Raw genomic sequence first — 14316 nt, 5'->3', positions numbered from 1 at the left:
GAGGAACAGTGGCGGTCCTCGAGGCGGCGGTGCGCCCGCAGGTCGGTCGGCCGGACCCGGTGCGGGCCGCCGAGTTCGCGGCACTGCCACTGCGGACCGCCTTCCCGCTCGCCGTCGTCGGCGGACTGCTGTTCGCGCTCGCCTTCCCGTCTCCGGGCTGGTGGTTCCTCGCCTACCCGGCCACGGCGTGCATGCTCCTCGCGTCGATGGGCCAGCGCGCCCGACGGGCCGCCTGGCTCGGCTACGTCGCCGGTGCGGCCTTCTGGCTGCCGGCGATCTCGTGGGCGGGCCGGTACCTCGGGCCGGTCCCGTGGCTCGCGCTCGCACTCGTCGAGGCCGCGTACTTCGCCCTCGGCAGCGTGGCGATCGCCCTCGCGTACCGCTGGGTCGCCCGCGTGCTGCCCGCGACCGCCTGGCGGGTGTGGGGCCTCCCGGCCGTCGTTGCCGGACTCTGGACCGGACGCGAGTGGTTCTCCGGGAGCTGGCCGTACGAGGGGTTCGCCTGGGGACGCGTCGGTCTGTCCCAGTCGCAGGGCCCGTTCACACACCTCGCCGCGTACGTCGGCGTGCTCGGCGTGAGCTTCCTCGTGGTCTACTGCGTCGCCGTCGTGGTCTCGCTGGCGATCGTCGTCCCGCACGCGCCCGGCACGGTGCTCCGGGCGCCGGTCCGCGTCGCGACCGCCGGCCTGCTCGTCGCCGTGGTCCTCGCGGTGCCCGCGTGGCCGACCCGCATCGACGGCAGCATCCGCGTCGAGGCGGTGCAGGGCAACGGTCCGGCCGGGTACTTCGACCGCGCGCAGCCGGGCGAGGTGCTCAGCGCGCAGGTCGCAGCGACCGACGTCGGGGCGGAGGGCGTGGACCTCGTGGTGTGGCCCGAGGCCGCCGCCGAGGCCGACCCCCGACGGTTCCCGGCGGTCGCCGGCGCGCTCGACTCGGTCGTCGACACGATCGGCGCGCCGCTCGTCGCCGGTGCGATCACGCAGACCCCGTCCGGCGTCCTGCACAACACGTCGTTCGTCTGGACCCGCGACGGGTGGCAGTCGTCCTACGACAAGAAGCGCCCCGTGCCGTTCGGCGAGTACGTGCCCGACCGGTGGTTCTTCTCGAAGCTCGCACCGTCGCTCATCGGGCTGCTGCAGCGCGACTACACGCCGGGGACGAAGCCGAACGTGCTCGACGTCGCGGGCATCCGCGCCGGGATCGCGGTCTGCTTCGACATCGTCGACGACGGGCTCACCGCGGACATGGCGCGCGGAGGAGCGCAGGTCATCCTCGCGCAGACGAACAACGCCGACTTCTCGGGCACCGATGAGAACCTGCAGCAGCTCGAGATCGCGAGGCTGCGGGCCGTCGAGACCGGTCGGGCGCTCGTCAACATCTCCACGGTCGGCGCGTCACAGGTGATCGACCCGACGGGGCGAACCATCGACCGCATCCCGGAGTACACGGCGACGTCGATGATCACGGACGTGCCGCTCGGCACCGGGACCACCCCGGCCACGGTCGTCTCCGGGTCCGTGACCCTCCTCGTCTCGCTCGGCTCGCTCCTGGTGCTGCTGGCCTGCGCACCGTGGACCCGCCGGTCACGCCGCTCGGCGCGCCGCACTTCCTGAACGGCGCCACCTCCCACTGGGAACGCTCTGTGAATGCGCCCAACCGGGATTCCCGGCGCGTGGGAGGGTGTTGAGGAGGGCAGACGAGCGAGAGGAGCACACACATGGCTGATCGGAGTCTCCGCGGGATGCGGCTCGGGAGCCAGAGTCTCCAGAGCGAGGAGGGCGTCGAGCTCTCCGACCGCAAGCGCGCGGTGTACCAGACCGACTCGGGGGAGACGTTCGACATCGTCTTCTCGGCCGAGGCGGACGTGCCGCAGACCTGGTCCGAGCCCCGGACCGGGCGCGAAGGACGGCTGCTGGGCGACGACGGGATCCCCGTCGAGGTCGCTGCCGAGGACGTCAAGGCGCCGAGGACCCACTGGGACATGCTGCTCGAGCGGCGGTCGCGGGAGGAACTCGAGGAACTGCTGCAGGAACGGCTCCAGTTCCTCCGCGCACGACGCGGCGCCTAGGACACACGCACACGAACGACGACGCCCGCCCCGGATCCGGGGCGGGCGTCGTCGTGTTCCTGCGATCTCGGGGGGGGGGGGACTACCCGCGACGGTCCTCGTCGCCGAGCGCCGTCTGCGATGCCTCGTCGGCTGCGGCGAGGTGCTCGTCCACACTCCGGTTCGACTCGGCGAGCCGCTCGTCGAGCGCGGCGTCCGGCACGATGTCCGCGGCTGTCGCCTCCGGCCGCGGGTTCGTCGCCGCGGCACCGTCCACGGTCGTGGTGTTCGCGAGGCTCTCGTTCGCGAGCTTCGAGATCCGCGACAGGAAGTCCGTCCCGCCGTCAGCGCCGGCGACCGGGCCGCTGCCGGAGCGTCCGCCGGTGAAGCCCCGCGCGATGCCGGTCAGCGCCTCGGTGAACTCGCTCGGGATCATCCAGAGCTTGTTCGCGCTGCCCTCGGCGATCTTCGGCAGGGTCTGCAGGTACTGGTACGAGAGCAGCTTGTCGTCCGGGTCGCCGGTGTGGATGGCGTCGAAGACGGTGGCGATCGCCTGCGCCTCGCCCTCGGCGCGGAGCACCTGGGCCTTCGCGTCACCCTCGGCCGCGAGGATCGCCGCCTGCCGCTGTCCCTCGGCCTCGAGGATCTGGGACTGCTTCGTGCCCTCGGCCTGCAGGATCGCGGCACGACGGCTGCGCTCGGCCCGGAGCTGCTGCTCCATGGCGTCCTGGATCGACACGGGCGGCTCGATGGCCTTGAGCTCGACGCGGCCGACGCGGATGCCCCACTTGCCGGTCGCCTCGTCGAGGACGACACGGAGCTGCCCGTTGATGTTGTCGCGGCTGGTCAGCGCCTCCTCGAGGTTCAGGCCACCGACGACGTTGCGGAGCGTGGTCGTCGTGAGCTGCTCGACCGCACCGAGGTAGTTCGCGATCTCGTACGTCGCGGCGCGGGCATCCGTGACCTGGAAGTACACGACGGTGTCGATCGACACCACCAGGTTGTCCTCGGTGATCACCGGCTGCGGCGGGAACGAGACGACCTGCTCGCGCATGTCGAGGAGCGGGCGGAGGCGGTCGATGAACGGTACCAGCAGGTTCAACCCCGGGTTGAGGGTCTTGTGGTACTTGCCGAGTCGTTCGACGATGCCGGCCGTCGCCTGCGGCACGATGCGGATCGCGCGCGACAGGACGACGATCACGAAGATCACGACGACGAGGACGAGGACGATCAGAGCGATCGTCCCGGCTGAGATGGTCACGAGGTGGCCCTTTCTCCGAGGCGGACGACCGCGGTCGACCCCTCGATCGACTCGACGACCACGGGGGTCCCGAGCGGCGGTGTGCGGACGGGGGAGTCGGCGGTGAGCCGGGCGCTCCAGGTCTCACCGTTCGCGAGACGGACCTGGCCGGGGGAGGACGGGGTGAACGCCACCGCCACGGTGCCCGGCAGGCCGATGAGCCCGTCGACGTTGGTGCGGTGCGGGTCGGCGCTCCGGCCGAGTGCGGCGAGGACCCGCGGTCGGACCACCGAGAGCAGCAGCAGGGCGACCCCGGCGGCGACGATCGTCGAGAGCCACCAGGGCGCTCCGAGCAGGGCCGCGATCAGGCCGCCGGCCGCACCGGCCGCGAGCATGATGAAGATGAAGTCGAGGGTGAAGACCTCGACCACCCCGAGCAGCAGCGTCAGTCCGACCCAGACGACGGTCTGGATCCAGTCGGTGTTCACGCGATCTCCCTCCCTCGCATCGCGCGCTCCGGCGTGCAGCGTCGCGACGGCCGGTCTTCCTGCCCCCAACCTACCGTCCCCCGCCGACGCCGGGCGGGGATGCACCGGCACGGCGGGGGAGCGGTGCGCGCCCGACACGGCCCGGTGTCGACCGGTTGGTAGGCTCGTCCGCGGCCGACCGGCCGGACCCCGACCAGGAGAACACTGTGACGAACCCCCTCGCCCCCGGATCCCTCACCGACAAGCGCGCCCTCGTCACCGGATCGTCACGCGGCATCGGCGCCGACACGGTCGGCTACCTGGCCGAGGCCGGCGCGAAGGTCGTCGTCAACTACCGGAACAAGGCCCGTCGCGCCGAGCAGATCGCCGAGAAGGTCGTCGCCGACGGCGGTGCCGCCCTGGCGATCGGTGCCGACCTGACCGACCACGACTCCGTGCAGGCCATGGTCGACGCGGTCGTCGCCGAGTGGGGTGGCATCGACCTGCTCGTGCTGAACGCCTCGGGCGGCATGGAGTCCGGCGTCGGCGAGGACTACGCCCTGCGGCTCAACCGCGACGCGCAGGTCGACATGCTGCAGACCGCCGTCCCGCACATGCCCGTCGGATCGCGCGTCGTCTTCGTGACGAGCCACCAGGCCCACTTCGTCGAGACCGCCGAGACGATGGACGAGTACGTCCCGGTGGCCAGGAGCAAGCGTGCGGGGGAGCTGGCCCTGCGCGAGCTGGTGCCGCAGCTCGAGGCCGCCGGCATCGAGTTCGTCGTCGTCTCCGGCGACATGATCGAGGGCACGATCACGGCGACGCTCCTGAACCGCCTGAACCCGGGTGCGATCGAGGGGCGTCGACAGGAGGTCGGCAAGCTCTACAGCGTGTCCGAGTTCGCCGCCGAGATCGCCCTCGCCGCCGTCGAGCCGATCCCGGCCGACCACACGAAGCTCGTCGGCGACGTCAGCGGCTTCACGCAGTAACGTCGACCGGGTGACCGCGCAGCCAGGCCTCCGCCGCTCCTCCCGGATCATCCTGCTCGACCCCGACGACCGTGTGTTCCTCATGGACACACGGTCGCCGTCGTCCGACGGCTCGCACCGCTGGATCACCCCCGGCGGCGGGGTCGACCCGGGGGAGTCGCACCGCGACGCCGCGGTGCGGGAGCTGCGCGAGGAGACCGGCATCGTGATCGACGACCCGGGGGAGTCGGTCTGGTCGTGGGACTTCACCGTCGCGTGGGACCTCGCCGACCACGACCGCGGCCACAGCGAGTTCTACGTCGTCCGCACCCCCGGCTTCACGCTCTCCGACGCCGGGTGGACCGAGGACGAGCGGGTCGACATCCTGGCGTCCCGCTGGTGGACGGCCGACGAGCTCGAAGCCACCGATCAGCCCTTCGAGCCGGCGGAGCTCCCCGGGCTCGTGCGTCGGCACAGCCGCGCCTGACCGCTCGACGACCGGCGGCGCGCCCAGCGAACCTGAACAGGACTCGCGGGAAGCGCATACCTTGTGCTCAGACGGCCGCACGCAACCCGTGCCAGCGGCCCCTGACACGAGGAGCTCCCATGTCCACCAACGGTTACCCGCCGGCACCGAACACCCCCGGCGCCGCTCCCGCGACGAACGGCGGCAACGGGCTGGCCATCGGCTCGCTGGTGCTCGGCATCGTCGGTACCGTGGCTGCGCTGTTCATCCCGATCGTCGGTCTCATCGGCGGCATCGTCGGACTCGTCCTCGGCTTCCTGGCTCGTCGCCGCGGTCAGGCGCGTGGCATGGTCTTGGGCGGCATCATCCTGTCGATCGTCGCCATCGTCCTCGCGGTCATCGGTTTCATCCTCGCAGCCGTGGTCTTCTCGCAGCTGATGCAGAACCAGTAGCGACACCGGACGGGAGGCGCGTGGCGGGGTCGCCACGCGCCTCCCGTGTGTCCGTGGCCGGGTCGCGCACCCGGTGGCCGGTCTCCGAGACCGCCCGGACCGACGGCGAGTAGCGTCCGCGCCATGAGCTACAGCCAGCCGGACCCCGCAGAAGAGACCACCCAGGCCGAAGCGCCCGAGCAGCCGGACACCGACCGCGCGAACGTCGAGGAGGACGGCCGCGAGCAGGCCGCCCTCGAGATCGACGCCGACGACGTGCCGACCGGCGACGAGACGCCTGAACACTGACGGGACGGCCGTCGCACCGAACCGCTCGGTCGCACCGAACCACGGAGACGACGTCGAACCAGCCCACCGTGCTGGTTCGACGTCGTCTTCGTGGTTCGTCCCGTCTGTCCAGCAGTGATGCCCGAGCGCCGATAATGCATATTATGTCAACTCAGCCTTCGGCGACCCGCTCCTGACGGGTCACGGCGCGGCTCGCGGCGTCGCGAGCGGTCGCCCCTCCGGGTGCACGGCGACGAACACCAGCACGAGCTCCTCGTCCGACACGTTCGACGCCTCGTGGTCGACGAACGGCGGCTCGACCAGGACGTCGCCCGGTCCGTAGTGGCGGACCGCTTCAGCGGTCCGGTGCCGCAGGCGTCCGCGCGCGACGATGCCCGTCTGCCAGGCGTCGTGCCGGTGCCACCCGGTCGATCCCCCGGGCGGGATCCGCGCCACGAGCGAGCGCACCGTCGCCTCGATGGGGCCGTCCGGGTGCGGCACCGTGCACGCCGGCTCGGCGGCCGGTTCGTCGACGCGGATCTCCGGAGTCTCCGTCATGCACGTAGTATTCCAGATGCCGACCCCGGTGTCCGGGAGTCCGAGCCCTCAGAACACCGCGACGGTCATGCCGGATCCGCTCGCGGGCCGGTCCATCGCCTCGAGTGCACCCGGCAGGTCGTCGAACCCGATCGTCGACCCGATCGACTCCGCGGGCCGCAGCCGACCGGCCACGACGTCGTCGAGCATCGCGGCGTACTCCCCCACGGCGATCCCGTGGCTGCCGAGCAGTTCGAGCTCGTCGGCGATGACGCGGCCCATCGGGATCGCCGGCGTCGCCTCGTCGTCGAGCAGGAGGCCGACCTGCACGTGCCGACCCCGGGGACGCAGCGACGCCACGGCCGCCACGGACGTGGCCCGGCTCCCGTACGCGTCGACCGACACGTGGGCACCACCGTCGGTCAGCCGGTGCACCGCGGCCGGCGCCTCGTCGTCCATCACCAGGGTGGCCGCCCCCAGCGCGGCGGCACGGTCGAGCGCCGCTGTCGAGACGTCGACGGCGACGACCCGGGCCCCCGCGGCGACGGCGACGATGATCGTCGACAGCCCCACGCCGCCGCAGCCGTAGACGACGACCCACTCCCCTGGTGCCACCCGACCGCGGGCGTGCAGTGCGTGGTACGCGGTGCCGAAGCGGCACCCGAGTCCGGCGGCCTCGGCGAACCCGACCGCGTCCGGCAGGTGCACGAGGTTCACGTCGGCGTGCGGGACGACCACGGACTCCGCGTACGAGCCCTGCAGGGTGAAGCCGGGCTGCTGCTGGCGTGTGCACACCTGGGTCGCGCCGTCGCGGCACTGGTCGCACGTGCCGCACGCGAAGACGAAGGGTGCGGTGACCCGGTCCCCCACGACGACACGGGTGACGGACGCCCCGACGGCGGTGACGACCCCGGCGAACTCGTGCCCCGGGACGTGGGGCAGCCGCACGGAGTCGTCGTGGCCCCGCCAGGCGTGCCAGTCGCTGCGGCACACGCCGGTCGCCGCGACCCGGACGACGACGCCGTCGTCCGGGGCGTTCGGCTCGGGGAGCTCGACGATCGAGGGGGTGGAACCGAACCGGTCGTACTGGACTGCGCGCACGGCGCCATCCTGGCAGACGTGCGACGCCGGGCGCGCGGCAGGTCGACCGCGCTCCCGGCGCTCGACGGCCCGCCTAGTACTCGATGCGCCCGTCGCGGTCGTGGAACTCCCCCGTCGGCCCGTCCGCGCCGATCGTCGCCAGGGCCACCGTCGCGTCGGTGCCCTCGGTGACGGTCTGGTGCCCGCCGAAGCCGTTGAAGGCCGTCGCGGTGTAGCCCGGGTCGCTCGCGTTCACCCGGAAGCCGGGCAGGTTCTTGGCGTACTGCACCGTCATCGCGATCAGCGCCGCCTTCGACGCCGCGTACGGCACGGCCGCGACCGGGTGCTCGTCGCGTCCCGGCGTGGTCAGCCAGCGGGCGAACCCGACGCCGGATGCCACGTTCACGATCACGGGGTTCTCGGAGGCGCGCAGGAGCGGCAGCGCCGCCTGCGTCACCCGGACCACGCCCGTGACGTTGGTGGCGAGCACGGCGTCGAGGGCGCCGGCATCGAGGTCGTCGACCCCGAACGAGGTGCCGAGCACCCCGGCGTTGTTGACCAGCACGTCGAGCTCCGGCAGTGCCGCGATCGCCGCGTCCACGCTGGCCTGGTCGGTCACGTCGAGCTGCACGACGTGCGCGCCGAGGGCCCGGACGTCGTCGCCGTCGGCGGTGTCCCGCATCCCGGCGTACACGGTGTGCCCGGAGTCGATGAGCCGTCGTGCAGTCTCGAGGCCGAGGGAGCGGTTGGCTCCGGTGATGAGTGTCGTCGTCATGCCTCCACCCTGCTCTCCGGTCGACCGTGTTCCCAGGCACCGTTCGACGGTGGGACCAGCGGTACCAGGACCGATCCCGCCCGAACGGCGAGGATGGGACCATGAGCGAGTTCGCGGACGTCCTGCGGTCCTGGCGTGACCGGGTCCGACCCGAGGAGGTCGGGCTGCCGGCCGGCGCGGGACGTCGGACACCCGGACTGCGGCGCGAGGAGCTCGCTGCGCTGGCCGGGGTCAGCGTCGACTACGTCGTGCGCCTCGAGCAGGGCCGGGCGACGAACCCCTCGCCGCAGATGCTCGGCGCGCTGGCGACGGCACTCCGCCTGTCCGTGGCGGAGCGCGACCACCTGTTCCGGGTGGCCGGCGCGGCCCCGCCGTCCCGCCAGCTCGTCCCCCGGCACGTGCCGCCGGGCGTGCAGCGCATCGTGGACCGGCTCGGCGACGTGCCGATCGCGGTGTTCACGGCCGCCCACGACATCGTCCTCTGGAACGACCTGTGGGCCGCCCTGAACGGCGACCCCTCGGGCTGGACCGGCATCGAGGGCAACCTCGTCTGGCGGCACTTCGTGCACGGCCACGACGGCGTCTCGTGGGACGACACCCACCAGGAGGACTTCTCGAGCGACCTGGTCGCCGACCTCCGCGCCGCGTCCGGACGCTACCCGGCCGACCGCGACCTCGCCGCCCTGGTCGCCCGCCTGCGTCGCGAGTCCCCGGAGTTCGAGCGACGGTGGGAGACCGGGCGGATCGCCGAGCACCGGACGAGCCGGAAGGTCGTCGCGAGCCGCGTCGGTCCGGTGGAGATCGACTGCGACGTCCTCACGGTGCCGGGCAGCGATCTCCGGATCGTCGTCTACACCGCGACGCCCGGTTCACCGGACGCAGCCGCCCTCGACCTGCTCCGGGTGACCGGGCTGCAAGAGCTGCCGACCGCCTGAGCGGGCGCAGGACTACTCGCCGAACCCCGAGCGGACCAGTGCCACCAGCGTGTCGACGGCGTCCTGCGCGTCCGGACCGTCCGCCTCGACCGTCACGGACGCCCCCTGCGGCAGCGCCAGCGCCATGATCGCGAGCAGGCTCTTCGCGTCGACGCCGTTCACGCGGACGCGTGCCTCGTGCTTCGCCGCTGCCTTCACGAACTCGGCCGCGGGGCGGGCGTGCAGCCCGCTCTCGTTGACGAGCTCGACGGTCGCCGAGGCGACCGTCCCGTCGACGGGAGCTGCCTCGTCTGCCGGTGCCGTGCCTCCCGGCCGGGCGTCGTCGTCGAGCGTCGACCCGCCGGCGGACGCCGCTGCCGCCAGGACCGCCTCGGCGTCGCCGCCGGTCTGCGCGGCGACCGCGGCGGCGACCGTCCCCTCGACGAGCGGCGCCTGCGAGACGTGCACGCGGGCGCGGGCCTCGTCGTCGAGGAAGTCGAGCGCGGTGTCCGTGGTGAGGTAGGCGGACCCGAGGTCGCAGAGCACGACGACGGCGTCCGCGGCGGCGAGTTCCTCGATGCCGTCGGTGATCGCCTCGAAGGACGTCCCGATGCCGCCGTCGTCCGTGCCCCCGGCGGCGACGAGCGGGACGTCCGCCGCCATCTGGCGGGCGAGCTCGACGGTACCGGTCGCGATCGCCACACTGTGCGACACGACCAGGATGCCGACGGTCACGCTGCGTCCACCGCTGCGCGCAGGATGTACGCGGTCGACTGCGCGCCCGGGTCGCGGTGCCCGACGGCGCGCTCGCCGAGGTAGCTCGCGCGCCCCTTGCGGGCGACGAGCGGGTCCGTCGACTCGGCGCCCGTGACGGCGGCGTCGGCCGCGGCCTCGAGCACCCGCTCCGGGCCCTCGCCGGCCGCTGCCGCCGTGCTCGCGGCGTCGACGGCGGCGGACCACGCGTCGACCATCGTCTTGTCGCCGACCTCGGCCTTGCCGCGCGACACGACGCCGTCGCGGGCGGCGGTGAGCACCGCGACCAGGGCGTCCGCGTCGAGCTCGGTAGCCTCCCCCGCCGCCTGCGCGGCCTTCAGGTAGGCGGTCCCGAACAGCGGACCGGCGGCGCCGCCGACGGTCGAGATGAGCTTCGTCGCGACGACCTTGAGGACCGCTCCCGGGGTCTCGAAGGAGCCGGCGTCGACGGCCTCGAGGACGGCGCGGAAGCCGCGGTCCAGGTTCTCGCCGTGGTCGCCGTCACCGATCTCGCGGTCGAGCGTGACGAGTTCTGCCCGGTGCTCGTCGATCGTCGCCGCGGTGCGACGCACCCAGTCGATGGCCCATGCGGTGTCGAGCGCCAATTCGTGTTCCCTTCCTGGACGGTGGTCGGTGGTCAACGGCCCCAGCGCAGTGCCGGGGTCTCCACCGGAGCGTCCCAGAGGGCGGTGAGCTCCTCGTCGAGCACCGTGACGGTGATCGAGAAGCCCGGCATCTCCAGGGACGTGACGTAGTCGCCGACCAAGCTACGCGCGACGTGGTGCCCGCGGTCGGTGAGCACCTCGGCGGCGCGTCGGTAGACGATGTAGAGCTCGGACTGCGGGGTCCCGCCCATGCCGTTCACCAGGAGCAGCAGTTGCGAGCCGGCCGGTGCGTCGAGGTCGGCGAGCACCGGTCCGAGCACGCGGTCGACGAGCTCGTCGGCGGGCGCCATCGCGATCCGCTCACGACCGGGCTCACCATGGATCCCGATGCCGAGTTCGACCTCGTCGTCGGCGAGCGTGAAGGACGGCTCCCCCGCGTGCGGCACCGTGCCGGAGCCGAGCGCGAGCCCCATCGACCGCGTGACGTCGTTGACGTGCCGGGCGACGGCCGCAACGGCGTCGAGGTCGTCGCCGCGCTCGGCAGCGGCGCCGGCGCACTTCTCGACCACGACGGTCCCGGCGACACCGCGGCGCCCGGCGGTGTACAGCGAGTCCTGCACGGCGACGTCGTCGTCGACCACGACCGACTCGACACGGACGTCGTCCATCGCGGCGAGCTCGGCGGCGGTCTCGAAGTTGAGCACGTCGCCCGTGTAGTTCTTGACGATTTGGAGCACGCCCGCTCCCCCGTCGACGGCCTTGGTCGCTGCGACGATCGGGTCCGGGGTCGGGCTCGTGAAGACCGGACCGGGGACGGCCGCGTCGAGCATGCCGTGGCCGACGAAGCCCGCGTGCAGCGGCTCGTGTCCGCTGCCGCCACCGCTGACGATGCCGACCTTGCCCGCGACCGGGGCGTCGACGCGCCGGAGGTGGATCGGGTCCTCGACGAGGACCACGTGGCCCTCGTGCGCCCGGGCGAAGCCGCGGACGGTCTCGGTGACGACGTCGTGCGGATCGTTGATGAGCTTCTTCACGCTGACCTCCACGGGTGCGGGGCCTACCGTCGGAGGAGCCGTCCACCGCCGTCGTCGACCGGAGTGGGTTCACCCTACAGCGGGCGCTCGTTCGCCTGCCGTGCACGTTCGTGCACGACCATCGCGGTCAGCGGGCCGCTTCGGATGGCGCGCCGCACACTGCTCCTGCACGTTCGTGCACTTCGCGGAGGTTCCCTCGGCGCCGCATCGCGGAGCGGTGACCGGCGTCACTATGCTCGGCCCCAATCACTCGACGGGGAGTGCCGGACGCAGCACCACCGGACCCCCACCCACTCGCACTGGAGGTCACCGATGGACGGCATCGGCGTCAATTTCATGTCAGAGCTCGTCGGAACGGCGTTGCTCATCATCCTCGGTGGCGGTGTCGTCGCCGCCGTGTCCCTCACGAAGTCGAAGGGCTTCGGCGCCGGCTTCCTCATGGTCACGATCGGCTGGGGCTTCGCGGTCTTCGCCGGCGTCACCGTGTCGTACAGCTCGGGCGGCCAGCTGAACCCCGCCGTGACCCTCGCCCAGGCGCTCCTGGGCAACATCACCGTCGGCGAGATGTTCCTCTACTGGATCGCCCAGCTCATCGGCGCGATCATCGGTGCCGTCATCGTGTGGCTCGCCTACAAGCAGCACTTCGACGAGGAGCCCGACGCAGCCGCCAAGCTCGGCGTCTTCTCCACCGGCCCGGCCATCCGCAGCTACGGCTGGAACGTCGTCACCGAGATCATCGGCACCTTCGTCCTCGTGTTCGTCGTCCTCGCCTTCACCAACGGCAAGACCCCGGCCGAGCTCGGCGCGGTCCCCGTCGCCTTCCTCGTGATCGCGATCGGCGTCTCGCTCGGTGGCCCCACCGGCTACGCCATCAACCCGGCCCGTGACCTCGGCCCGCGCATCGCGCACGCCCTCCTGCCCATCAAGGGCAAGGGCTCGAGCGACTGGGCGTACGCGTGGGTCCCCGTCGTCGGCCCGCTGATCGGTGGCGCCCTCGCCGCCGGCGCGTCGACCTTCCTGCTCCCCGTCGTCTCCTGACGACCTCCCGTCCACCACACCGAACACACCCCCAAGGAGAACCCATGGCCGACTACATCGTCGCCATCGACCAGGGCACGACCTCGACGCGCGCCATCGTCTTCGACCACTCCGGCTCGATCGTGTCCGTCGGACAGAAGGAGCACGAGCAGATCTTCCCGCGAGCGGGATGGGTCGAGCACGACCCGGCCGAGATCTGGGACAACGTCCGCGAGGTCATCGGCCAGGCCCTGTCCCGCGCCGACATCACCCGCCACGACGTCGCGGCGGTCGGCATCACGAACCAGCGCGAGACCGCGGTGGTCTGGGACAAGAACACCGGCAAGGCCGTCTACAACGCCATCGTCTGGCAGGACACCCGCACGCAGTCGATCGTCGACAAGCTCGCCGACGGTGACACCGACCGCTACAAGGCGGTCGTCGGCCTGCCCCTCGCGACGTACTTCGCCGGCACCAAGATCGCCTGGATCCTCGAGAACGTCGAGGGTGCGCGCGAGAAGGCCGAGGCGGGCGACCTGCTGTTCGGCACCACCGACACCTGGGTCCTCTGGAACCTGACCGGCGGCACCGACGGCGGCGTCCACAAGACCGACGTCACGAACGCGTCCCGCACGCTGTTCATGGACCTCGAGACGCTGCAGTGGCGCGACGACATCCTGGCCGACTTCGGGGTGCCGAAGTCGATGCTCCCGGAGATCGTCAGCTCCTCCGAGGTCTACGGCCACGTCGAGTCCTCGAGCCTGCTCCGCGAGGTCCCGATCGCCGGCATCCTCGGCGACCAGCAGGCCGCGACCTTCGGGCAGGCGGCGTTCGACCAGGGCGAGTCGAAGAACACCTACGGCACCGGCAACTTCCTCATCTTCAACACGGGCACGGAGATCGTCCGGTCGGAGAACGGACTGCTCACCACGGTCGGCTACAAGCTCGGCGACCAGGAGACGCACTACGCCCTCGAGGGCTCGATCGCCGTCACGGGCTCGCTCATCCAGTGGCTCCGCGACAACCTCGGCATCATCGGCAGCGCACCGGAGGTCGAGGCCCTCGCCAAGACCGTCGAGGACAACGGCGGCGTGTACTTCGTGCCGGCGTTCTCCGGCCTGTTCGCGCCGTACTGGCGCCCGGACGCCCGCGGCGCGCTCGTGGGTCTGACCCGGTACGTCAACAAGGGCCACATCGCCCGTGCCGCCCTCGAGGCGACGGCGCTGCAGACCCGCGAGGTCCTCGACGCCGTCAACGCCGACTCCGGCGTCGACCTGACCGAGCTCAAGGTCGACGGTGGCATGACCGCCAACGACGCGCTCATGCAGTTCCAGGCGGACATCCTGAACGTGCCGGTCGTCCGCCCGGTCGTCGCGGAGACCACCGCCCTCGGTGCCGCCTACGCCGCCGGTCTGGCCGTCGGGTTCTGGGCGAACCTCGACGAGCTCCGCGCCAACTGGCAGGAGGACAAGCGCTGGGAGCCGCAGCTCGACGACGCCGAGCGCGACCGCACGCTCCGCCTGTGGAAGAAGGCCGTCACGAAGACCTTCGACTGGGTCGACGAGGACGTGCGCTGACGCTCTGCTGAGGTGACCGCCTGGAGGCGCGGGGGGGGGGCCCCCCCCCCGCCCCCCCCCCCCCCCCCCGGCGGGGGGGGGGGGGGGGGCCGCGGGGGGGGGGGGGCCCCCGGCGGC

Annotated in this window: 17 protein-coding genes; 9 read left to right on the top strand and 8 right to left on the bottom strand. The window is 72.2% G+C overall.

Annotated features, from left to right (window positions below; translation table 11 throughout):
• Positions 1–8: 8 nt before the first annotated feature.
• Together lnt and QUG92_RS08915 are read left to right on the top strand one after the other, a co-directional pair.
• The gene (lnt, locus tag QUG92_RS08920; protein WP_289458776.1) at positions 9–1613 is read left to right on the top strand and encodes an apolipoprotein N-acyltransferase; all 1605 of its coding nucleotides are present in this window, start codon (positions 9–11) and stop codon (positions 1611–1613) included.
• A 104-nt stretch (positions 1614–1717) separates the two neighbouring features.
• Positions 1718–2068: an RNA polymerase-binding protein RbpA gene (locus QUG92_RS08915; protein WP_069710875.1), complete on the top strand. Its 351-nt coding sequence runs from the start codon at positions 1718–1720 to the stop codon at positions 2066–2068.
• Positions 2069–2150: 82 nt separating this feature from the next.
• On the opposite strand, the gene QUG92_RS08910 is transcribed toward QUG92_RS08915, so the two are convergent.
• Together QUG92_RS08910 and QUG92_RS08905 are read right to left on the bottom strand one after the other, a co-directional pair.
• Positions 2151–3308 (bottom strand): SPFH domain-containing protein, encoded by a 1158-nt coding sequence (locus tag QUG92_RS08910; RefSeq protein ID WP_289458775.1) that lies wholly within the window; start codon positions 3306–3308, stop codon positions 2151–2153.
• The gene (locus QUG92_RS08905; protein ID WP_259346149.1) at positions 3305–3775 is read right to left on the bottom strand and encodes an NfeD family protein; all 471 of its coding nucleotides are present in this window, start codon (positions 3773–3775) and stop codon (positions 3305–3307) included. The genes QUG92_RS08910 and QUG92_RS08905 overlap by 4 nt, the downstream gene beginning before the upstream one ends.
• A gap of 206 nt (positions 3776–3981) precedes the next feature.
• Between QUG92_RS08905 and QUG92_RS08900 the strand changes: the two genes are divergently transcribed.
• The 4 genes from QUG92_RS08900 (at position 3982) to QUG92_RS08885 (ending at position 5928) form a co-directional block, all read left to right on the top strand.
• Positions 3982–4743 carry an SDR family oxidoreductase gene (locus tag QUG92_RS08900; RefSeq protein WP_182046702.1) on the top strand — a complete coding sequence of 254 codons (762 nt, stop codon included), beginning with the start codon at positions 3982–3984 and terminating at the stop codon, positions 4741–4743.
• 10 nt (positions 4744–4753) lie between these two features.
• Positions 4754–5209, top strand: coding sequence for an NUDIX hydrolase (locus QUG92_RS08895; RefSeq protein ID WP_289458774.1), 456 nt, complete (start codon positions 4754–4756; stop codon positions 5207–5209).
• A 119-nt stretch (positions 5210–5328) separates the two neighbouring features.
• Positions 5329–5640: a DUF4190 domain-containing protein gene (locus QUG92_RS08890; RefSeq protein WP_182046700.1), complete on the top strand. Its 312-nt coding sequence runs from the start codon at positions 5329–5331 to the stop codon at positions 5638–5640.
• A gap of 123 nt (positions 5641–5763) precedes the next feature.
• On the top strand, positions 5764–5928 hold the full coding sequence (locus tag QUG92_RS08885; protein ID WP_182046699.1) for a hypothetical protein: 165 nt from the start codon (positions 5764–5766) through the stop codon (positions 5926–5928).
• A gap of 180 nt (positions 5929–6108) precedes the next feature.
• Here the strand turns inward: QUG92_RS08885 and QUG92_RS08880 are convergent, their stop codons facing one another.
• The 3 genes from QUG92_RS08880 to QUG92_RS08870 all read right to left on the bottom strand — a co-directional run bounded on the left by QUG92_RS08880 (position 6109) and on the right by QUG92_RS08870 (position 8299).
• On the bottom strand, positions 6109–6465 hold the full coding sequence (locus tag QUG92_RS08880; RefSeq protein ID WP_289458773.1) for a cupin domain-containing protein: 357 nt from the start codon (positions 6463–6465) through the stop codon (positions 6109–6111).
• A 48-nt stretch (positions 6466–6513) separates the two neighbouring features.
• The gene (locus QUG92_RS08875; RefSeq protein WP_182046675.1) at positions 6514–7545 is read right to left on the bottom strand and encodes an alcohol dehydrogenase catalytic domain-containing protein; all 1032 of its coding nucleotides are present in this window, start codon (positions 7543–7545) and stop codon (positions 6514–6516) included.
• Between the two features lie 73 nt (positions 7546–7618).
• Complete coding sequence (locus QUG92_RS08870; RefSeq protein WP_182046674.1) at positions 7619–8299, bottom strand: SDR family NAD(P)-dependent oxidoreductase; 681 nt, start codon at positions 8297–8299, stop codon at positions 7619–7621.
• A 101-nt stretch (positions 8300–8400) separates the two neighbouring features.
• Here QUG92_RS08870 and QUG92_RS08865 point away from each other — a divergent pair, with 101 nt between their 5' ends.
• The gene (locus tag QUG92_RS08865) at positions 8401–9234 is read left to right on the top strand and encodes a helix-turn-helix domain-containing protein (protein WP_182046673.1); all 834 of its coding nucleotides are present in this window, start codon (positions 8401–8403) and stop codon (positions 9232–9234) included.
• Positions 9235–9246: 12 nt separating this feature from the next.
• On the opposite strand, the gene dhaM is transcribed toward QUG92_RS08865, so the two are convergent.
• From dhaM to dhaK, 3 genes are read right to left on the bottom strand one after another with little or no spacing between them, the layout of a single operon-like run.
• Positions 9247–9948, bottom strand: coding sequence for a dihydroxyacetone kinase phosphoryl donor subunit DhaM (dhaM, locus tag QUG92_RS08860; RefSeq protein ID WP_289458772.1), 702 nt, complete (start codon positions 9946–9948; stop codon positions 9247–9249).
• Positions 9945–10571 carry a dihydroxyacetone kinase subunit DhaL gene (gene dhaL / locus QUG92_RS08855; RefSeq protein ID WP_069710885.1) on the bottom strand — a complete coding sequence of 209 codons (627 nt, stop codon included), beginning with the start codon at positions 10569–10571 and terminating at the stop codon, positions 9945–9947. The genes dhaM and dhaL overlap by 4 nt, the downstream gene beginning before the upstream one ends.
• 32 nt (positions 10572–10603) lie before the next feature.
• Positions 10604–11605 carry a dihydroxyacetone kinase subunit DhaK gene (gene dhaK, locus QUG92_RS08850; RefSeq protein ID WP_289458771.1) on the bottom strand — a complete coding sequence of 334 codons (1002 nt, stop codon included), beginning with the start codon at positions 11603–11605 and terminating at the stop codon, positions 10604–10606.
• A 312-nt stretch (positions 11606–11917) separates the two neighbouring features.
• On the opposite strand from dhaK, the gene QUG92_RS08845 reads away from it, so the two are divergent.
• Complete coding sequence (locus tag QUG92_RS08845) at positions 11918–12643, top strand: MIP/aquaporin family protein (protein ID WP_182046670.1); 726 nt, start codon at positions 11918–11920, stop codon at positions 12641–12643.
• Between the two features lie 44 nt (positions 12644–12687).
• Positions 12688–14199 (top strand): glycerol kinase GlpK, encoded by a 1512-nt coding sequence (gene glpK / locus QUG92_RS08840; RefSeq protein ID WP_182046669.1) that lies wholly within the window; start codon positions 12688–12690, stop codon positions 14197–14199.
• Positions 14200–14316: the final 117 nt, after the last annotated feature.

This window comes from Curtobacterium citri (genome assembly GCF_030362955.1).
GTDB classification, from domain to species: domain Bacteria; phylum Actinomycetota; class Actinomycetes; order Actinomycetales; family Microbacteriaceae; genus Curtobacterium; species Curtobacterium citri.
The sequence above is the reverse complement of the archived record's forward strand: the minus strand, read 5'-3'. Positions and strand labels throughout refer to the sequence as shown.